The sequence below is a fragment of the Enterobacter asburiae genome (assembly GCF_001521715.1).
Taxonomy (GTDB): Bacteria; Pseudomonadota; Gammaproteobacteria; order Enterobacterales; family Enterobacteriaceae; genus Enterobacter; species Enterobacter asburiae.
Map to the genome: position 1 here is coordinate 1,729,179 of NZ_CP011863.1, position 21,052 is coordinate 1,750,230.

At 53.3% G+C, this 21,052-nt stretch carries 16 protein-coding genes and 2 pseudogenes; 5 read left to right on the forward strand and 13 right to left on the reverse strand.

The window, feature by feature from the left end:
• The first annotated feature begins 119 nt into the window (after window positions 1-119).
• The gene (prs, locus tag ACJ69_RS08490) at window positions 120-1,067 is read left to right on the forward strand and encodes a ribose-phosphate diphosphokinase (protein WP_003856663.1); all 948 of its coding nucleotides are present in this window, start codon (window positions 120-122) and stop codon (window positions 1,065-1,067) included.
• A 124-nt stretch (window positions 1,068-1,191) separates the two neighbouring features.
• Window positions 1,192-2,871, forward strand: a complete 1,680-nt coding sequence (gene dauA, locus ACJ69_RS08495; protein ID WP_059346889.1) for a C4-dicarboxylic acid transporter DauA — start codon at window positions 1,192-1,194, stop codon at window positions 2,869-2,871.
• Here the strand turns inward: dauA and ACJ69_RS08500 are convergent.
• Both ACJ69_RS08500 and ychH read right to left on the reverse strand, forming a co-directional pair.
• Window positions 2,857-3,916, reverse strand: a pseudogene (locus ACJ69_RS08500) (MerR family transcriptional regulator). The gene dauA and the pseudogene ACJ69_RS08500 overlap by 15 nt on opposite strands.
• 120 nt (window positions 3,917-4,036) lie before the next feature.
• Window positions 4,037-4,312: a stress-induced protein YchH gene (gene ychH / locus ACJ69_RS08505; protein WP_029741609.1), complete on the reverse strand. Its 276-nt coding sequence runs from the start codon at window positions 4,310-4,312 to the stop codon at window positions 4,037-4,039.
• Between the two features lie 274 nt (window positions 4,313-4,586).
• Between ychH and pth the strand changes: the two genes are divergently transcribed.
• Together pth and ychF are read left to right on the forward strand one after the other, a co-directional pair.
• Window positions 4,587-5,171: an aminoacyl-tRNA hydrolase gene (pth, locus tag ACJ69_RS08510; protein WP_023336005.1), complete on the forward strand. Its 585-nt coding sequence runs from the start codon at window positions 4,587-4,589 to the stop codon at window positions 5,169-5,171.
• A 126-nt stretch (window positions 5,172-5,297) separates the two neighbouring features.
• On the forward strand, window positions 5,298-6,392 hold the full coding sequence (gene ychF, locus ACJ69_RS08515; RefSeq protein WP_023312134.1) for a redox-regulated ATPase YchF: 1,095 nt from the start codon (window positions 5,298-5,300) through the stop codon (window positions 6,390-6,392).
• A 54-nt stretch (window positions 6,393-6,446) separates the two neighbouring features.
• Here the strand turns inward: ychF and ACJ69_RS08520 are convergent, their stop codons facing one another.
• Together ACJ69_RS08520 and ACJ69_RS08525 are read right to left on the reverse strand one after the other, a co-directional pair.
• Window positions 6,447-6,740: a YciI family protein gene (locus ACJ69_RS08520; protein ID WP_059346890.1), complete on the reverse strand. Its 294-nt coding sequence runs from the start codon at window positions 6,738-6,740 to the stop codon at window positions 6,447-6,449.
• Window positions 6,741-7,134: 394 nt separating this feature from the next.
• Complete coding sequence (locus ACJ69_RS08525; RefSeq protein ID WP_059346891.1) at window positions 7,135-7,653, reverse strand: hypothetical protein; 519 nt, start codon at window positions 7,651-7,653, stop codon at window positions 7,135-7,137.
• A gap of 145 nt (window positions 7,654-7,798) precedes the next feature.
• Here ACJ69_RS08525 and ACJ69_RS25965 point away from each other — a divergent pair.
• Window positions 7,799-7,870, forward strand: a pseudogene (locus ACJ69_RS25965) (hypothetical protein); the annotation flags it as partial.
• 698 nt (window positions 7,871-8,568) lie between these two features.
• On the opposite strand, the gene ACJ69_RS08535 reads toward ACJ69_RS25965, so the two are convergent.
• From ACJ69_RS08535 to ACJ69_RS08575, 9 genes are all read right to left on the reverse strand, one after another.
• A complete protein-coding gene (locus ACJ69_RS08535) occupies window positions 8,569-9,051 on the reverse strand; it encodes an SMI1/KNR4 family protein (protein WP_047647500.1) in 483 nt (160 codons plus the stop codon).
• An 89-nt stretch (window positions 9,052-9,140) separates the two neighbouring features.
• Complete coding sequence (locus ACJ69_RS25690; protein WP_232248339.1) at window positions 9,141-9,389, reverse strand: tetratricopeptide repeat protein; 249 nt, start codon at window positions 9,387-9,389, stop codon at window positions 9,141-9,143.
• Window positions 9,390-9,678: 289 nt separating this feature from the next.
• Window positions 9,679-10,242, reverse strand: a complete 564-nt coding sequence (locus ACJ69_RS08545; protein WP_059346892.1) for a hypothetical protein — start codon at window positions 10,240-10,242, stop codon at window positions 9,679-9,681.
• Between the two features lie 8 nt (window positions 10,243-10,250).
• Window positions 10,251-14,675, reverse strand: coding sequence for an RHS repeat-associated core domain-containing protein (locus ACJ69_RS08550; RefSeq protein WP_155616774.1), 4,425 nt, complete (start codon window positions 14,673-14,675; stop codon window positions 10,251-10,253).
• A 3-nt stretch (window positions 14,676-14,678) separates the two neighbouring features.
• Window positions 14,679-15,119: a DcrB-related protein gene (locus ACJ69_RS08555; RefSeq protein ID WP_059346893.1), complete on the reverse strand. Its 441-nt coding sequence runs from the start codon at window positions 15,117-15,119 to the stop codon at window positions 14,679-14,681.
• A 75-nt stretch (window positions 15,120-15,194) separates the two neighbouring features.
• Complete coding sequence (locus ACJ69_RS08560; protein WP_054830000.1) at window positions 15,195-16,271, reverse strand: hypothetical protein; 1,077 nt, start codon at window positions 16,269-16,271, stop codon at window positions 15,195-15,197.
• Window positions 16,272-16,274: 3 nt separating this feature from the next.
• A complete protein-coding gene (locus ACJ69_RS08565; RefSeq protein ID WP_223537198.1) occupies window positions 16,275-16,850 on the reverse strand; it encodes a hypothetical protein in 576 nt (191 codons plus the stop codon).
• An 11-nt stretch (window positions 16,851-16,861) separates the two neighbouring features.
• Window positions 16,862-19,567, reverse strand: a complete 2,706-nt coding sequence (tssI, locus tag ACJ69_RS08570; protein WP_059346894.1) for a type VI secretion system tip protein TssI/VgrG — start codon at window positions 19,565-19,567, stop codon at window positions 16,862-16,864.
• Between the two features lie 65 nt (window positions 19,568-19,632).
• Window positions 19,633-21,051 (reverse strand): serine/threonine protein kinase, encoded by a 1,419-nt coding sequence (locus ACJ69_RS08575; protein ID WP_047647493.1) that lies wholly within the window; start codon window positions 21,049-21,051, stop codon window positions 19,633-19,635.
• Window position 21,052 lies beyond the last annotated feature (1 nt).

Sequence of the window (21,052 nt, forward strand, 5' to 3'; positions counted from 1 at the left end):
CACCCTGTTCCAGACGTTGCATCGCGCTCTTTAATACACCGCCTGGATAGCCTTCGCCTGGCCCGCACAGTTTGCGGCGAGCGCTATCCACCACTGGACGCATGCCTGAGGTTCTTCTCGTGCCTGATATGAAGCTTTTTGCTGGTAACGCCACCCCGGAACTAGCACAACGTATTGCCAACCGCCTGTACACTTCCCTCGGCGACGCCGCCGTAGGTCGCTTTAGCGACGGCGAAGTCAGCGTACAAATTAACGAAAATGTACGCGGTGGTGATATTTTCATCATCCAGTCCACCTGTGCTCCAACAAACGACAACCTGATGGAATTGGTTGTTATGGTCGACGCCCTGCGTCGCGCTTCAGCAGGCCGTATCACTGCTGTAATCCCTTACTTCGGCTATGCCCGTCAGGACCGTCGCGTCCGTTCCGCTCGTGTGCCAATCACCGCTAAAGTTGTCGCTGACTTCCTGTCCAGCGTCGGCGTTGACCGCGTACTGACCGTTGACCTGCACGCAGAGCAGATCCAGGGCTTCTTCGACGTCCCGGTTGATAACGTATTCGGCAGCCCAATTCTGCTGGAAGACATGCTGCAGCTGAACCTGGATAACCCAATCGTGGTTTCTCCGGACATCGGCGGCGTGGTACGTGCCCGTGCTATCGCTAAGCTGCTGAACGATACCGACATGGCAATCATCGACAAACGCCGTCCGCGCGCTAACGTTTCTCAGGTGATGCACATCATCGGTGACGTTGCTGGCCGTGACTGCGTGCTGGTTGACGACATGATCGATACCGGCGGTACGCTGTGTAAAGCAGCTGAAGCGCTGAAAGAACGTGGTGCCAAGCGCGTATTCGCTTACGCGACTCACCCGATCTTCTCCGGTAACGCGGTAAACAACCTGCGCAACTCCGTCATTGACGAAGTGGTGGTATGCGATACCATCCCACTGAGCGACGAGATCAAAGCACTGCCAAACGTGCGTACGTTGACCCTGTCCGGGATGCTGGCCGAAGCGATTCGTCGTATCAGCAACGAAGAATCCATCTCAGCAATGTTCGAACACTAATCGAACACGGCCGAAAAACCCGCTGCGGCGGGTTTTTTTGTCTCCGGGTTTTATTTGTATGATTAATGCCTCCTTCACCTGCCATTCACATGACAGATGATGCGCATACGGATGATAGATAATTGTGAAAAACGTAGCCTCCTCACATGTTCTGCCCTTTCGCGCCCTCATCGACGCCTGCTGGAAAGAGAAGTACACCTCGTCACGATTTGTCCGTGACCTGATTGCCGGGATCACCGTCGGCATTATCGCCATCCCGCTGGCGATGGCGCTGGCAATTGGCAGCGGCGTTGCGCCGCAGTACGGTCTGTACACCTCGGCCGTTGCCGGGATAGTCATTGCCCTGACGGGCGGCTCGCGCTTCAGCGTCTCCGGCCCGACCGCCGCCTTCGTGGTGATCCTCTACCCGGTTTCGCAGCAGTTTGGTCTGGCAGGCCTGCTGGTCGCCACCCTGATGTCCGGCGTCTTTTTGATTTTGTTTGGTCTGGCACGCTTTGGTCGCCTGATTGAATATATTCCCCTTTCCGTGACGCTGGGGTTCACATCGGGGATTGGTATTACCATCGGAACCATGCAGATCAAAGATTTCCTCGGCCTGCAGATGCCCCACGTACCGGAACACTATCTGCAAAAAGTGGGAGCGCTGTTTATGGCGCTGCCGACGGCCAATCTGGGCGACGCCGCCATCGGGATTGTGACGCTGGGCACGCTGATCGTCTGGCCTCGCCTCGGTATTCGTCTGCCGGGCCATCTGCCCGCGCTGCTGCTGGGCTGCACGGTAATGGCTATCGTCAATATGTTCGGTGGTCACGTCGCGACTATCGGCTCGCAGTTCCACTATGTTCTGGCGGACGGTTCACAGGGCAGCGGCATTCCGCAACTGCTACCGCAGCTGGTGCTGCCGTGGGACATGCCCGGCTCCAGCTTTACCCTAAGCTGGGATTCCCTGCGCGCCCTGCTTCCCGCCGCGTTCTCTATGGCAATGCTGGGGGCGATTGAATCCCTGCTCTGCGCCGTCGTTCTGGACGGCATGACCGGCACCAAACACAAAGCCAACAGCGAGCTGGTTGGTCAGGGATTAGGCAACCTCGTCGCGCCGTTCTTCGGCGGTATTACCGCAACGGCAGCCATCGCCCGCTCTGCTGCCAACGTGCGCGCAGGGGCAACTTCACCCTTTTCGGCGGTCATCCACTCCGTGCTGGTGATCCTCGCCCTGCTGATCCTCGCCCCGCTGCTATCATGGCTGCCGCTTTCCGCCATGGCCGCCCTGCTGCTGATGGTGGCCTGGAACATGAGCGAGGCGCATAAGGTGGTGAACCTGCTTCGTCGCGCGCCGAAAGACGACATCATCGTGATGCTGATCTGCATGTCGCTGACCGTGCTGTTCGATATGGTTATCGCCATCAGCGTCGGGATCGTGCTGGCTTCCCTGCTGTTTATGCGCCGCATCGCGCAGATGACGCGCCTTTCCCCGGTTAACGTCGAGATTCCTGACGATGTACTGGTGCTGCGCGTGATTGGCCCGCTGTTCTTCGCCGCGGCGGAAGGTTTGTTCAGCGATCTGGAGTCCCGCATCGCTGGCAAACGGGTTGTGGTGCTGAAATGGGATGCCGTACCGGTGCTGGATGCAGGCGGCCTGGATGCCTTCCAGCGCTTTGTGGCACGTCTGCCGGAAGGCTGCGAGCTGCGGGTGAGTAACCTGGAGTTTCAGCCGCTGCGCACCATGGCGCGCGCCGGCGTGCAGCCTATCCCTGGCCGACTCTCCTTCTACCCTAACCGTGAAGCCGCGTTAGCGGATCTGTGAGTGACCTGATGCAGAGAAACGTCTCTGCATCAACACCCCGATCGCCTGCTGGAGCCATGCAAGCACGGCAGGCGTCATCCAGGTTCCTTTCATCAGGTGCGGCTCCTGCTGCATGGCAGTACGAAACTTTTGCTGAGTTTCCGGGCTGGTGCCCGCGTAAGACTGGAACAATGCCAGCCAGTTTTCAGCCAGCTTTTGCGCCTCCTCCGAAGCGGGATCGATATTATCCCGCTGCGCCTGATGCAGTTTCGCCACCAGCGGCGGCCACTCCATCATGCGGTCAAAGTAGTGTGCCCGGGTAAAGGCCATCTCTTCGGCAGTGAGATACTTCTCCCATATGCTGAGCTTAGACTCAGCAAACGCGCGCGTGATGTAATCCGTCATCTCTGGCGTGATACCGGTCTGCACCTGCATCTGCGGTTCAACGCTGTGCATCTCGTTCAGCCGGGTGAGAAACTCCGGCTTGCCCGCCGTGTCCTGCTCCAGGCGTTCCATCCAGCGCGTCGCCAGATCCATCACCCGGGCGTCCGTAGCGGGGATATGTTGCTCCAGTAGCGCACTGGCCTCTGCAACCAGCCCCGACCAAATAGCCGCCAGCGCATCCTTCTGCACCGCAAACGGCAGCTGCTGTAACTCTTCTTTGCTAAACCAGCGATCGTACATATTCATTAACTCCAGAGTCTGTAGCCAAGATTCCAGATCCGGCGTCGCATCGTCGATAAGCCCGGTCCGCAGCTCCACCAGCCGATCGCGCAGCGTATGTATGCTGCGCAGCTGTTTATCCAGCAGCGTGATTTGCGCATCGAGTAACTCGGTTAACGACAGCGACTCCTGTTCCAGGAAATCCCTGATTTTCAGCAAGTTCCAGCCCCGCTTTTGCCAGCGCCTGGATCATGTGCAGACGCTGGACATCCGCCAGGTTGTAAAGCCGGTAACCTGCTGCGCTTCTGGCAGAAGGCAGCAACAACCCTGTTTGCTCATAGTGGTGCAATGTCCGCACGGTGATCCCGGCGCGTTTCGCCAGCTCACCCACCTGAATCAACATAACTGCTCCTTTTTCTTTGCCAGTGGCGCCACTCTGGAGCCTTACGTTACGTGAGGGTCAACCCTTGATGCAAAAAAAAACGACTCCCTCGGGAGCCGTTTCGGCGTTCTTTTTCAGGCACTAGCTGTGCTTATGCTGATCGCGACGACATCGTTTATCGTAGTGGCGCACCCACCAGTATTTATCGCAGACTTCCTCATGGCCGCTCACGCGCGCCCCGGCGAGCCACAATACCGCACCAACGAAGATGCTCAATATCGCGCCGTGCGCGAAGTATTGCGGGAGGTTAATCTGAGGTAACTGGTTTAAAATGGAATAACCCACGCCGCCAACCATCACGAACAGCCCCAATCCCATCAGTACGTTACCGAGTAACGAAGCGTTTTTGCGTTTCATGTGTCACCTCCGGAACTTTGGGTTGTCAGGGGAAAAGCCCCTAATCCTTGTGTGTAAAGTATAGACAACGCCCCTTTTATGAGTTGCGTGAATGATCACAATTACAGATAACTCCCAAACAAAAGTTTACAAATAACACTTTGAACAGCTTGAAATTCTAATTGTTCAAATCAGAAATTATTCGTATTTCGTTGAGAAGATCGCAGAATTTTGTCAAGCGGCGCGCCAGACAGTAAACTACGCGCCAGATCTGGAACCCATTAGGAATTAAATCGTGACGATTAAACTGATTGTCGGCCTCGCCAACCCGGGCGCAGAATACGCGGCCACCCGCCACAACGCCGGGGCATGGTACGTCGATCTGCTGGCCGAGCGGTTACGTGCTCCCCTGCGTGAAGAACCTAAATTCTTCGGGTATACCTCGCGTATCAACCTTGCTGGCGCGGATGTTCGTTTACTCGTGCCCACCACCTTTATGAACCTGAGCGGTAAAGCCGTGGCGGCAATGGCAACGTTTTATCGCATCAATCCGGATGAAATTCTGGTGGCTCACGATGAGCTGGATCTCCCGCCCGGCGTGGCAAAATTCAAACTGGGCGGCGGGCACGGCGGCCACAACGGCCTTAAAGACATCATTAGCAAGCTGGGCAATAACCCGAATTTCCACCGTTTGCGCGTTGGAATCGGCCATCCGGGCGATAAAAACAAAGTTGTCGGTTTCGTACTCGGTAAGCCCCCGGTTTCTGAGCAGAAACTGATTGACGAGGCGGTAGACGAAGCGGCGCGCTGCACCGAAATCTGGCTGAAAGATGGGTTAACCAAAGCGACAAACCGCTTGCACGCTTTCAAAGCGCAATAATCCGCCCGATCCGGCTTTTTTACCGCGCATCATGCGGGTTACGTGTATAATAGGCGTAGTTATTTACTTTTCATCAGTCGGTTATCGTTAACGGATTGATTATCAAGATATTAAGGTGATTTAGAAATGGGATTCAAATGCGGTATCGTCGGTCTGCCAAACGTGGGCAAATCCACCCTGTTTAACGCGCTTACCAAAGCGGGTATCGAAGCGGCGAACTTCCCGTTCTGTACCATCGAACCTAACACCGGCGTTGTGCCAATGCCGGACCCGCGTCTGGACCAGCTCGCGGAAATCGTTAAGCCGCAGCGCATTCTGCCAACCACCATGGAATTCGTGGACATCGCGGGCCTGGTAAAAGGCGCATCCAAAGGTGAAGGCCTGGGTAACCAGTTCCTGACCAACATTCGTGAAACCGAAGCGATCGGCCACGTTGTGCGCTGCTTCGAGAACGACAACATCATCCACGTAAACAACAAAGTGGATCCGGCTGACGACATCGAGGTCATCAACACCGAGCTGGCGCTCTCTGACCTCGACACCTGCGAACGCGCGATTCACCGCGTGCAGAAGAAAGCCAAAGGCGGCGACAAGGACGCGAAAGCGGAACTGGCTGCGCTGGAAAAATGCCTGCCACAGCTGGAAAACGCCGGCATGCTGCGCGCGCTGAAAAACCTGACTGAAGAAGACAAGGCGGCGATCAAATACCTGAGCTTCCTGACCCTGAAGCCAACCATGTACATCGCCAACGTTAACGAAGACGGTTTTGAAAACAACCCGTACCTGGACAAAGTGCGTGAAATCGCAGCGGCTGAAGGTTCTGTGGTTGTGGCTGTTTGCGCTGCCGTTGAATCCGATATTGCCGAGCTGGACGACGCCGACCGTGAAGAGTTCATGGCCGAGCTGGGTCTGGAAGAACCTGGCCTGAACCGCGTCATTCGTGCAGGCTATGAGCTGCTGAACCTGCAGACCTACTTCACCGCTGGCGTGAAAGAAGTGCGTGCGTGGACGATCCCTGTGGGTGCGACTGCACCTCAGGCGGCCGGTAAGATCCACACCGACTTCGAGAAAGGCTTTATTCGTGCGCAGACTATCGCGTTTGAAGACTTTATCACCTACAAGGGTGAGCAAGGCGCGAAAGAAGCAGGCAAGATGCGTGCGGAAGGGAAAGATTACATCGTTAAAGATGGCGATGTGATGAACTTCCTGTTTAACGTTTGATTTGTTTTGAATGAAAAAAATCCACGCTTTGGCGTGGATTTTTTTATTGCGGGGTTAAAACACATTTTCCAGGAGTTCTGTTTTCATGCTGGGTTCAAAGGGAATGATTTCAACAGTCGCAAGCTTTAACGCCTGAAAAGGATCCTCGCGTAAGCGCTCTTCAAGAGAGGTAAGACTCTCGCACTTAGCGAGAATGACACCGCCATTTCTTGGGATCCGTCTACCGGACGCCAGGAAAATCCCCTCTACATACCCCTTTTTTAGCCACTCAACATGAGCAGGTATCGCTGCATCGATTTCTTCGAGTGGTTTTATATAGGTCAAAATGACAATGTAAACGGTGCTCATCCTTTGCCTCTCAGTTAGGTTTTATGCCTTTTGTTGGAACTGCTTATGCAGCTCCTCTTTTGTCCCCCGGTATTGTTATAACGTTTATGTGTATTTTAATCTTAATAAGCGGGTCCGGATTGGGACAACACGTTATGCATCATAGGAAAAAACCAATCATGCCAGCCGTTTTTTACCGCATAGCTACAGACAATGACGACTTCCCTTGGAAGAGTGAGTGTTAAGCAATAAAAAAAGTCCCTTTAGGAGGTGCAGACAAATATACTTCTTCACAGATTGCATGGAAGTTTGTCAAAACGGCTGGTAACGGCTTTTTTTCATTTAATACAAGGACTAATTAACGTGTTCAATCTAACATTACATAGTATAAAAATGATATGCCGAAAGTATATTTTTACCCTTTAGCGATCACAACGCTCCTATAATCTGTTTCATTTTTTATCCAGAACATTTCATCTTGAGGTAACGATCCATCACTGCAGAAATCAACAAGTTCGCCGAACCAACCATCAGGAACATATTTGTAGTAATGCATACTCTCAACATATTCAGAATATAATCGCTTACTTTCAAAGTCTATAAATAAATCCGGCATTAGATCATAAATATCCCACCAGGTTGTTTTTTCTGAAAGCCTATTGTAAAACGCCTCAGCTATATCATCCTTATCGTATAAATAACCATCTTTAATTAAGTTACCAATGAATATCTGTGCGTTTTTTTCATTTACTACTGGTATGTCATATCTTTCCTTATGGATATCCTGTAGGTTTATTTCCACCCCGTTTTTCACAAAATCGTCTATCCATTTAACTCTGTCCAAAACCCACATTTCTTTAAAGGCAACGAACCAATAAAATCTTCCTTCGTTCTTTACTATTACAAGGAGTTCATCATCTTTATTAACGTTCATATAGTAACCTATTTTACATTCCCCGAGCCTGGAATCGCTACTTCTTCAAGCCATTCTGCCCATATTGATGGTAATTCATACGATCTACCTGGCGTTGTCGGATCGACACGCTTAGGAGCTAACCCACCTTGATTTAACGGATTGCAAGATGCGTGCGGAATGGAAAGATTACATCGTTAAAGGTGGCGATGTGATAAACTTTTTGTTTAACGTTTGATTTGTTCTGAATGAAAAAATCCACGCTTTGGCGTGGATTTTTTTCGCGTAATCTATCAATAGATTACTAGTTTGCCCGCTGGCCAGGAACCTGACAATACACAGGGCATATGCTCAGACTTATAAACATTAGTTAATCCGTCAAAAAAGAATGGCTCTTATAATAGAGTATTATACGCATCTTCAAGCAAGTAATTCACAAGGTCCCATTTTAAGTTCTCAGTCATTGAACCTTTCCTAAGCTCCGGGTATGTTATTTTTGGGATAATAACATTCTCCACAACTTTCTTAGCTTCTTTGACCAAAAATTTCCAGCATTGAAATTTGTTAGTCTCTTTTTTGCGAGATAGCCCGTTATTTCATTACCTGCCCCCAGGGTGGCGATCTCACATTAATAACTATTCATTCCTTTTACAAATAAGCTAAGGGACTGAGCTTGGATAACACCAATGAGTGTCGTTGCAATACCAAGATTAACAAACCAATTAATATTATTTAACATATACATTGCTACTTGGAATATTTTTATGTTTTAACCGAATTTATTTTACCTGGAATCCTAGATATCTTCACACCCACAAGCACCATGCTGTTTTATAATAAAACCCTATGGTTTGTGCCACAGAGTTTTATTAAAAATATGAATAGCAAAATAATAGCAATTGAATTGAATAAATCGATTAAATTCTTAAGTATTCTTTAAGAAAGATCCTCTTCTGCTACTAATCCGTTAACAAAGTTAGCAAATGAATTTGTCAGATATCTTTGAAGATTTGTGTGATTCTCTTGCATAGTCAAATCCTCATCAAAAGAATCTGTAGCAAAATATACAATTGAGTAATTATCTAAATCCAGGCAGAAGAAATTCCCTCCCCAATCATTTGCGAAAGGAAGCAGATTTTTAGGAATCACTTCCCTATCCACCATGCTGATATAGCAACCGTCAATTAAAGATCCAGGGGCATTATTTGTCTGACTATTATAAACAAACGGCTTAAACGCAGCCACCTCTATTGGCTCAAAATCTTCATCACCGTCCCACCAACTTTTCTCTGGAGTGCCACCATTAAATTGCAGATAATGTGAAACGAAATCATCCGGAAGAGTAATAGATAATTTCTCTTCCGTTTTAGCAATATCTGCACGTCCGATCTTTTTTTCACAGTTAATGATATTATTCATGAGTATGTTGCTTAATGATTATTCTTCGTATGCACTTATGTGGAACACGCTTATTCTAGCTGTCTAAGTAATGTAAAACAGCGAGGGCTTCACGTTCTTTTGCCTAAATAAAATTCCAGATATTTTTTAGGCCTATGCTTAAACGCACGCTCTTTGCCGTAGTTATAAGCATCGTTGAAATGTTTATACGCTTCATCGAATTGATTCAACCCGTAACAGACCATGCCGAGGTCGATTGATGGTGCAGTGTCTATATTCGATCCACGTGTGCGCAACGTCGTCTCTCCCCATTTCTTCGCCTCATCGTAATCCTCAAGATCAAAATAAGCGCTGTACATGCACGCAGCGATCCAGTTAGCAAATTCCGATTCAAACTTTGGCTCAGGAAGAGCTTGCCAGGCTTTTGGTATTGTTCTAAAGCTTCGGCGTATTTTTGGTTGTCGTGAAACTCGTTTCCTTTTTCTACAAGAGATGTAACTCTTTTTTCATCGAATTTATAGCATACGTTTTTCATATATTTATTCATTATCATTCGAAAAGAGACCTCCTTGCCTATATAAAAGGGATAAAAGCGATAAATGCCTTCAGAAGCATGGAGGTCTCTAAAAGAGTAAGTTTTATTGTTAACTAACCAAAAAAGAAATATTTAAAAGCTTCTACCTCAACATCCTTAAGCTTGCTTTTTAGCATTAAATCGATATCCTCCAGAAAGTCCTCTCTGAAATTAAAATCATCATCTGTAGCATCACCATCATATTTACTTTGTTCTATCTCAATGGCAGAACAAAAAACATCCAAAAAGTCAGCTAACGAATTGGAAATAATGAAATTTCTTTTTTGAATACTACCATAAACAGGTGATGTAATATTTTGGGTATCACAAAAAAGAACATCTCCATTTCTTTCAGCAAAGATTATATATTCATCGCGCCAGGTCGTGTCATTTTGAACTCGCCAGCCTGATAACATTTCATTAAGCTCTTGGGACTCAACAATCTGTATAAAGAAAGTACCATCAAATGTTGGGTGGTCATTTAAAATCAAATGGCTATAAAAAAAACGAATTTCGCCATTTAAATTCACTGGAAAAGAAGTTTCATTTTCATCGTCTGTATAGTCTATCTCTCCCATATTTAAATCATTCATTTTGAATTTGCTAACAAAGTCTTGGACTGCATTTTTTATGTTCATCTTTCCCCCTATAATTGCTTACATCGTTGTCTGGATTTTAGTGTTCTTTCTCTATCGATTAAGCGCCCGCGCGTCGAGTTTTTAGTATTCCCTCTATGTCCTTGATCACCATGGACATGCTCATTGAACTTGTCGGGATGGTTATGATTTTTCAAGAAAACAATATTCCTCGGATCACCTTGCCATTTAGAACCAAGTGTACCATTGCCTTCTACCGAGTTGATATGATGCCCAGTATAGCCTGCCCGTGACATCACGGAGGTAAGACTTTTGTTCGGAGTCTTCAATATTAAATCTCTCTCTTGCGCAGTCCAATTCCTGGTGCCAGCCCCACCATCCTGCAATAAGGCTTTTTCTTGCACCCATGCCCTAGAGATAGCAGAGCTTCTAGCTCCGTTTTGAGCAGAAAGAGAATCGTGTGGGCGGTAGCGAATCAGATCCTCAGGAGTTAACCCCCACGGATCCACCCACCCCAGCGCATTCGGCGCATACTGGTAAAGGTTTATCCCCCCCGCCAGCCCTATCGGGTCCTGCTGCGTAAACCGCCCGCAGTCCGGGTCATAATACCGGAACAGATTGTAGTGCAGCCCTGTCTCACGGTCCAGGTATTGCCCCTGCATGCGCAGGTTCTGAGAATATCCTGATACCTGCGTCTCGCTTTCCCGCAGCAGCTTGCCCCAGGCGCTGTTCACCCCTTCCCAGCGCACCTGCCCTTCGATATCCGTCATCCGCTCCGGCGTGCCGTTGGGCTGGCAGTGGAACCAGAAGATCTCCGGAGCATCCACGCCGTCAATACGTGCCAGCGGGTCGTAGCTGTCCTGATCGCTGTAGACGTAGGTGAGCGGCACATCCCCGTGCACCTCCTGCAGCAGGCGGAACCCTTCCCATACAAACCGGGTGGTGACCGGCTTGCCGGTTGGCTGTCCGCCCAGCGTCTGGCGTCGCGTTTTGCTGATGCGTCGCCCGAGCGGATCGTAGCGGAAGCTGACCTGCGTCTGCGGCCTGTTGCGGTCCCGCGGCAGGCTGATGACTTCCGTCAGGCGATGTTCACCGTCGTAGCGATAGTGCCAGCGGGTCTGGCCGTTATCTTTTTCCACGGTGCGGCCGTGGATGTCATAGCGCCAGCGAATGCCGTTCAGCTGCGTCAGGCGGTTGTGCGTGACCTTCTCAGCAGCACCTTCCAGCGGGTTACCGGCAGCGTCCCAGCGCCACTGCTCCTGTCCGGGCAGCGTGCCGTCCTGAACGAGCAGACGCCCGGCGCTGTCGTACTGCCAGCGGTACCAGCTGAACGGATTATCGTCCCGCTCTTCCCGCACCAGGTTATTGCGGTAGTCGTAATCCCAGCGGCGGGACCAGCGGCGCGGCGACGGGCGCTGCGCATTGCCGGTAAAGACGTCCCGGCGATGCAGTCGGCCGAGGCGGTCGTACTCGCTGCGTGTGGTCAGCAGCCCCTGGGTGCGGCTGGTCTCACGGTGGAGTTCGTCGCGGGTAAAATCAGAGACCGACAGCTTATCGAGAGCAATGCTGAGCAGATGCCCGCTGCCGTAGTAGAACTGCTTCAGCTCGCGTCCATCGGGCAAAGTAATCGAGGTGCGGTTGCCCAGCGCGTCATACTCCCACGCCAGCTCGCCGTGCTCGCCCGCCTCGCGCGTCACGCGACCGAGCGCGTCATAGTCAAAGGCGAGCTCCTGCTCTGCCTCGGTGGTCCACGCGTCGGCTGCAAGCGCAGGATGTAGCCCAATCCGGCTTAACAGTCCGGCCGGAGTGTAGTGGTAGCGGGTCTGCCCTTCCGGCGTGGTGCGGGCGACCAGCTGGCCGCTCGCGCTCCAGGCGAAGGCGTGGGTGATGGCCTCCGGATGACCGGCGGCAAACGTGCGCGCTATCGTGCGTCCGCAGGCGTCGTAGCGATACTGCGAGGTTACGCCATCCAGCCCCACTTCTTCCAGCAGCAGCGAGTCCGCGCCCCAGCGGAACTGATACGCTTCGCCGTTTTCGTTTTCCAGGGCAATCAGACGCCCGCGGCTGTCCCAGCGGCGACGCACCTCTTCGCCCTGGGTATTGCGCGTCGCGGTTAAGCGCCCTGCCTCATCGTATCTGAACTCACTTTCTTTCCCGTCGGCGCCCGCATGCTTCACCGGCAGACCACGTTCGTTCCATTTGAGCGATTCCGTCCAGCCTTCCGGGCGATCGAGCTGCACCGGACGCCCTGCGGCGTCGTAGCGATAACGGGTCTCTTCCCCGTCGGCGCTAGTCTCGGCCACCAGCCAGCCCAGCGGGTGATAGCGGTAGCGGGTAATACGCCCGGAACAGTCCGTCGAACGAACGATCTGCCCGGCCTCGTTGTACTCCTGGTAGCGGCTGTTTCCTGCGGCATCGACCTCTTCAACGACCTGGCCGAATTCGTCCCGGCGCAGCTGCGTGGTCTGCCCCATCGGGTCCACCACGCGCTTAAGCCCGTGATGTTCGTCGTACCAGAACCGGGTGGCGCTGCCGTCGGCTTCGATAATGGCCGCAGGAAGCGCGCGGTGCTCCAGCCAGGCGGTGGTGCGGGTATTGCCGTCGGCGTCGATCTCCTGAACCCGGTTGCCCATCTCGTCGTAGACGAAGGTAACGGCATTGCCGAGCGGATCGATGCGGCGCGTCAGAAGCTCGTTCTCATCCCACTCGTAGCGCCAGTTTTCACCGCGCTCGTCAACGTAGCGGACGATCAGATTCTGCGCGTTCCAGTAGTGGCGGCGCGTCTGGCCGTCGTAGTGCTCGACGGTCGTCAGCCCGGCGGCTAAATCGTAGCTAAAGCGGCACCCGTCGCCGGTGCTGGTGCGGTTTTCCACCACGCGCCAGTGGTCGAATTTTTTCCAGCGGTATTCGCTCTCCAGACCGCCCGGCATCCGGTGCCAGACCATCAGCCCGTGCTCGTTATAGCGGTATTCACGCGTCACCACGCCGGAGGCATCCGTCGCGTTCGCCAGCTGGCCGCGCGCGTCGTAGCCCCACTGCATCAGCGGCCAGGTTTGGCTACCGTCGAAATGGCTGGCAGCGGTAACGCGCTGCGGGAAACGTTCATCTTCATAGCGCAGGGTGACGTCTATCGCCCGCGGCTCGTCGTGAAGGCCTACCAGCCTGCCGTGCTCGTCCCACTCCGTCAGCAGCGCGTTGCCGTATTCGTCGCTGAGGGAGGCCAGACGCAGGATAGATGGATTCGCCCGGGTCTGTTTATACAGACGCCATACCGCACCGTCATCGTCGGCAATCGCCACGTCGCCGTTCTCATTGCGGCGGATGATAATGCCTTCGCTGATGCTGTAAAACGCGCGGTCGACAGGCGGCAGCTCGAAGCTCAGCTCGCGCCCGGTTTCGTCGAACCAGGTAGCGTTGTTATCTTCCAGCACCAGATAGCTGTCAAAGGTGGTTGCCCAGCCCAGACCAAACAGCCCCTCGCGGGTGGTCAGGCTGTTGTAGCTGCGCTGCCAGCGAAGCGGGAAGCGCCCCGGCAGCGAGAAGTCGAGCTCGTCGTCGTCATTCAGCACCTTCACGCCGGTGGCGGCGTGAACCGGGTGCGAGGAGCCAAACACGGCATTCACTGCCATATCGGCCAGCATCCCGCCGCCGGCCGCCGCCAGCGCGCAGGGCATGTTTTTCAGGATCTTGCCCGGTCGCCCGCGCAGCAGGGAGAGCGCAATCATCCCCAGCGCCAGCCCCGCCGTTTTACCGCTTTTGATATCGCGAACCGTGAGCGTGTCCCCGCCGATGATCACGTTCGGGGAGACGTCGTCGGAAACGGTGCCTTCGCAGGTGGTGCGATCTTTCGCGCGCACCGCGGGCTGTCCGTTTATGAAGACGCTTTTAGAGCCTTCCGCCAGATACTGCGGCCCGGAGTGCTTTTCGCACGCCACCTTGTCTTCTTCCAGCGGCGAGGTTCCCGCGGCGGCAGAGGCCACGCTCGGCTGCCACATTTCGCTGCCAAACTGTCCGGCGGCGGAAAGCAGCATGCCCGCGTAATCGGCAAAGCTGCCCGGCGACTGCGGCTCAGGAGACGGCGTATCGGCGGGCGTCAGCGTTCCTGCCGCCCGCGCGGCGGGGATTGCGTTGGTCAGCACGTTACTGGAACCGGTGGTGATTTTACCCGCAGGCGACGGCGGGAAAAGCGCATTGCCTAATCCTTCCGCGGCGTTACTGATATCGTCGGTAATACCCGCCACGTTCGCCAGCACGCCACCGATAATCCCGCTTAACAGACAGCTGGATCCAATTGCTGCCACGCCAGCTGCTGCTGCCCCCGCCCCCAGCAATGGCGCCGCTACGGTTGCTGCTGCGCCTACAGCCGCGCCGATCACCGCATAGGCGGCACCTTCCGCAACAATGCTGGTGATATCAGCAAAAATGCTGGAGTGAATAATCTCGTCGCCCTTACGGGCCGCGTTGTTATCGCTCATGCCTTACACATTCCGGTTGTCGTTTAGCGTCAGACTCTGCTTAAGCGCGCTCCAGCGCACCTCGTCCTCTTCGGTGAATGCCCTGAGTGCCGAGAGGGTAAAAATCATCAATACCGGTTTGCCCGGCGTCTGCACTGCCAGCTGTTTTTGCCACAGGCGCTGCCCGTTACGGTCAAACGTCGTCTCAACTTCCAGCCCGTTAATTTTTCCGTCAGGCCCGGCCTTTACGTTCCGGAATTCGCTTTGGGCAATTTCGCCCATCTGAGGACGCAGCACATCCCACTGGCGGCGGAACTCTTGTTCATAGTCGCTGCCATCGGGGATAACGCCGCGGCTGACCACCACGGACAGCCCGCTTTCGTCATCGCGAATAATGTTCATGCTGTTATCCTGCCAGGCAGCAGGGAAAAGGGAAAACGAACCTTCCTGGAGGGTGTATTTCATAAGTGAACTCGGGATGATTAATATTGTGAGAAACAAAAAGGCCAATCCATGCTGGCCCTTTGGCTGGCTGTTTTATTATTTACGCCATTGACCTGACTGTTCGACTAAAACCTGGCTGCCTTTACTGACAACCAATTTCGCAGGTGCATACGTCACGGTATAAACGATCTCGCCATTCTTGTACGTTGAGCCGATTATTTTACCTGCGGAGTCGTGCTGCGTTTTTCCCCTTAAGGAGATCGTACTGTTATCGCTTTTGCGCACGCCGAGATAAACCATCTGGTCACATTCGCTATCAAAATGGCCACACCTGTTCATCAGCGAAATAGCGAACTTTTCGGTGTCCAGTTTTCTGGTTTCAGCGTTATGAACCGAAGCGGCTTTACGTAACGTATAACGCAGCGGAGCATAATAATTTCCTTTTTGAGGAGGAGTAACTAAGCGCCATTCCATTTCACTCCCCTTTATTTCAAGAACAGCCCGTCCGCCTACGCCGCCAAACGATGAGTTGAACTCAACGCTGGCGCGATTGCCAGCGATAGTACCGCTAAGATTACGCTCATGATCTTCCGGGCAATCTATGCGGTTTCCTTTTTGGGAGATATAGCAATAAGACCCGGTGATGCGGTTGCCTGATTCAGCTAACCGCAGGGTTAACGTCGAGTCGTTCCCGAATTCGCCAGCCCAGTCCCCGTCAAACGCGAGGCCTGACTGGCTGTTCGTTGCAAAATGCATCGCATTAAATCTGGCGGCCCATCGCTGAATATCGGCATTAATAACCGGGCTATTTTCTGAAGACTGGTAATGAATAACGTCCGACTCCGGAACCACCCAGGCCGCAAAGATTTTGCCGTCAGGATTGATGACCAGCGCTGACGCGTTCTCCAGGTAGAGATCCTTTAGCCAGCCTTCAACAAACAATCCGCCACCTGCGGTGGTATGCGGTTCACCGAAGACATCAAAGTTATCAATAAAGATCTTGTAATGATTTCCCAGCAACGTCCTGAGACTGTCTGTTACTTCTCTGTCGTTAACGATGCGGCTAACCGTTTCGAGCTTATTGTATTGCGATAATTCAAGCGCCGATGACGCTTCAACGACGCCTGTCAATAAAGCGGTGAACAATACGGCTGCCAGATATTTTTTGGTCATAAATTACTCTGAAGAACCATTTTCGTAATTCATTGTAATTTTCACAACCTTACTGTCTTTAACCTCAAAAGAGAGCAATTTCTTACCCAATTCATAGGAAATCCACTGTTCCCCGGAATCATTTTCAACCTGGCCACTACCATAAGCGTTATTCAGTTCATTTATTGTTGAACCAATATGGATCCCTCGGGCTGTTTTGCCATCCACAGCAGTTAGCGTAATCTGCGACACAATATAATCATCAACACTTCTCTCGGCTTTATCCCACCAAAGATTGGAAGTGAATATTTCTAACCCAGACTTTTGATGCTGGAAGAATTTATAATTTATTCCGTCAAAAGGAACTTCCCCGACAAAATGGCCGTCAATCGGCAACTCAAATTTACGTGCAACGTCATTAGTCCACCTGTCGCCCAATGCGACAGACTGTTTGTTTATTTGTACAGAAAAGTCGGGATTTGCTAAAAGATTATGGGATGAATTTTCAACTTTTTTATTGATTTGAGCAGTCGTGGCATTACTGTTCAAGCTGCAGAGCACCAGAACCGAACATAAAACACTCAGAATTTTCTTACTCATAAGTTGATCCATTACTTAAACTTTGGAATATCATATGATAGGTTTGCCCCAGGGAAATTATCAAACATTTTCTTCATGTTTGATGTTTGGGCTACAGCCCAGTTAACATCAGTTGCATACTGATGTGTTCCTGGCGAAGCTGGGTTCCATCGCATCTTATAAAGATTGTTTTGGGCATAATCCGCATTATTGATGTATTTTTCGGAAATCCATTTCGCACCACCATCTATCGCTTTCTCTGGCGAAGTCCATCCCATTTTATATGCGTAATTGGATCCTGTTTTAACAGCATTGCCATCTAAAGCGCCAATACCGTACATATTATAAACTTTTACACCATTGACCTCGACACCTTTCGCCAGTTCACTCGCTCCGTTACCTGTTTCGAGAGCAGAATGTGAGGCCAGGTAAACTTCACTGACATTGTATTTCTTTGCTGCATCAAGATATGTTTTTTCTTGACCTTCAAGTACGCCTTTACCTTTCAGGAAGGAAGCCATATCAGTTTCAGAAACACCTGATGAAGATGAGAGATCAAGGAACTGATATTTATCAGTTCCAGTATTGTAGTTATCCGGGTTTGCATATTTCTTAATATCATCTTCAGAGGCGTTGACAAAACCGCGTCGCGTCCACTTTTGAGGTTTGGCCTTTAAATTCTTTTGCTTATCCACCATGTCCTGCAACGAATAATTATATTCACTGGTTTTGTCTGTGCCCGTTGTAGCAGCAGAATTGTTTTGCGCAGGCGCCGCTTTACCCGATCCTCCGGCAACTCCCACACCGGCAGATTTTTTAGCCTGATCCGGAGAGAAATACGCCTGCACCGCCGCATCAATATCCCCTTTATGCCCCGAACCCGGTGCCGTTGTGCCCGGCTTGGTTCCCGAGGTATTCAGATGCAGCTTACCGCCCGTGGTGATATACCCATCCCCTTCCACGAAGAAGTTAAACTCTTTGCCGATCAGGTTAATCTTGCCGTTAGCGTTCAGCTCAATGGCGCTCTCACCGGAGACCAGCCGCAGCTTCGTCCCGGAAGCAATAACGTACTGCTCCACCGCCGCATCCAGCTTGCCTTTCCCCGTCAGGATCTCGGTTCCGCCCTTCACGGCCTGGGTTTGGTTCGCTTCCACGCGATGCAGTTCATTTTTCTTCACGTAATGGCTGCGCGCCCCGCCGACGCTGTGCGTTTCATCGTTTTTAACGCTGGTGTCCATGTTGCGTTCGGCCTGGATCCACACCTGCTCTGCGCCCGCCTTGTCCTCAAAGCGCAGGGCGTTGGCGTTGTCCACGGAGCCCCCCTTAGAGCGGCTCATAAAGCCCATCTGCGTCGCCGCAGCCGGCAGCGCCCACGGCGGCATGCTCGCGTCGTTGTACACGCGCCCGGTGATAATCGGCCGGTCCGGATCGCCGTTGATAAAGTCCACCACCACCTCATCGCCGACGCGCGGGATCTGCACCCCGCCGTAGCCCTGGCCCGCCCACGCGCTCGACACGCGCACCCAGCAGGAACTGGTGTCATCGCCCTTCGCCAGGCGGTCCCAGTGGAACTTCACCTTCACGCGACCGTATTTGTCCGTCCAGATACTCTCGCCCTTCGGCCCCACTACCTTCGCGGTCTGCGGGCCGTAGGTGCGCGGCCACGCCGTGGTCTGCGCCGGACGGTAGACCACCGCCGACGGAATCACCGTAAAATCGGTGCGGTGAATGGTTTCACCCTCGCCGCTGGCGTAGCGGTTCTCTTCGAAGTGGTAACCCGCCGCCGTGACCAGATACTCGCCGTTGTCGCTGAAGAACGGCGCGTTGGTTAACGTGAAGGTGTGCCCTGGCGCAATCCCCGCCGCCGTGGCGGTGGCCTGAATCTGCTGATGCTCAACCTGCCAGCGCTCCTGACGGATGCGGGCATAGAACTCCCCGTGGCCTTTGTCCACAAAGCGCCCCGGCCAGTCGTACACGTCGATGCTGCCCGGCTTCGGCGACGCCGGGTTCTGCTGGGCCTGGAACAGCCACGCGTTCGGCTTGCGGAAGTCATAGTCGTCGAGGCTGTAAATACCCGGCGTCACGCTGTCCTCCAGCGCCCACTGGCTGATGCCCTCTTCGTCCGTACTGCCGCCTGACGGCGTCTGATGGTAAGGAATGACCTCATAGCCGCTGAACGGCTGATGCTGCGTGGCGGCATCAGTCAGTACCAGGGTGTGTTTGTCGGCCTCATGGCTGAAGTGATACGCAATCCCCTCCAGCTCCATCAGGCGGCTGATGAAGTCCAGGCTCGACTCCTGATACTGCACGCAGTAGTCCCATACGCGGTAGCTGCCGGTGAGTTTATCCTCAACGTTAACCTGATGCTCACCCAGCAGGGTTTTGACAATCTGTGGCACCGTCTGCCCCTGGAAGATACGCAGGTTACGGTCGCGCTTCATCGGCCACAGGTCCGGCTCCACCGTCAGCTGGTACACCGCATAGCGGGTGCCCGTCAGCTCGACGGCGCTGACCGCCACGCGGGTAATCTTGCCGTTAACATAGCGGGACGTCAGCAGGTTCTGCGTCGGGATGGTCACCGTGACCGGCTGGCCCAGCAGCTTGCTGCGGTCGAGGCGCGCGTCCGTGCCGAGCACGGTCAGCGTCAGCGCGAACGACTCGGACATCGCCTCGCGGCCCGTCAGTTTCCAGAACAGAAGCCCCTCCACCGGGAGCTGAACGGTAATTCGGTTGAGCATAATCTTTATTCCATCTAGCTTATGCGATTCAGAAAAGAGGTTCGCATCTGTGACTGAGCGTAATTCTAAGGATTCACCAGCCAGGTACCCGGCTTAGTGATATCCAGCGTCTGGCCACGCGTTCTCCCGTTGCCCTGCAGTTCAATCTTCACCTCGCCGGCCGGCAGCTTGAGCGATGCATAGCCGTTGGTCGCCGGACGCAGCGCTTTTGGCTCGCCGTTCACTTTCAGCGTTTCGCCGTCGAGGATGCGGATATAAACCAGCGCAACAGGGCTCTCGACAGGCGGTGGCGTCTGCTGGGCCGTCGCCTGCTCGTTAACCTTCGCCGTTTCTGGCTTCACGTCCGGCGTGTTAGCGGTGGTTTCAGTCGGACGCGTCTCTGCCGGTGGCTGTGCAGCCTGCTCGGGAGCATCATTACCGCTGCTGAACAGCATCGCCCCGGCGACAACGCCCACCAGCACGCCCGCGGCAACCAAGCCCGGGATCTTGTAGCGGCGCCAGTCGAGTAGCGAAGCCGGTTGTTCCTCCTCCACCGGTACCAGCATCGTGCCGGGCTTTTTCGCCGTCAGCACATCGTTGATACCGGCGACCGGCATCTCTATCAGCGCGGCGAACTCGTCGATTGACTGCGGACGATCCTCCATGTGCAGCGCCAGCGCGCGGTCGATGGCCTGCAGCAGCGGAATGGAATAGCCCTGCGGCATGATTTCCACCAGCGGTTTGCAGGTATCCTGAATTGAGCGCACCACGCTGACCGGCGGCGGAGAACCCACAATCAGGGTACGCAGCACCGCGCCGAGGGCGTAAATATCCGTCCACGGGCCCTGCTCGCTTTCGTTGTCGTCGGTATACTGCTCAATCGGCGCAAAGCCCGGGCGCAGCATGGTTTCCGTTTCGTCGGAGAGGTTACCGATGGTGCGGCGCGCGGAGCCGAAATCGAGCAGCACCGGCAGGCCGTTATCCTGGATCTGAATGTTATCCAGAGAGATGTCGCGGTGCAGATAGCCTTCGTCGTGAATGGTCTTGATCGCACCGAACAGCATCGGCAGCGTGCGGCGGATCCAGGCCTCGTTGATCAGCTCCGGCTTTTCTTCGCGCAGGCGCGAAAGCGTGGTCCCGCTGTAAAACAGCGTCCCCATGTAGGCCGTGTCGTTTTGCACCCAGAAGCGCAGGACGTGCAGCAGGTTCGGGTGGTTAAAGCGCGCCAGCAGACGGGCTTCCTGGATGAAGCTGTTCAGGCCTGCGGAAAACGCTTTGCCAAAGCGCTCGCTGCGCAGCACCAGGGTCATGTCGTCGCCGCGCACGGCGAGCGAGGAAGGCATAAATTCTTTGATAGCGATAGTGCGTTCGAGCTGGTGATCCCACGCGCGATAGACGATGCCAAAACCGCCGCCGCCGATCACCTCTTTGATTTCAAACTCGTTGAAGCGGTACCCTACCGGGAGCGCGTTTGGGACAGTCCGATTGTTATCATTATCCGTCATC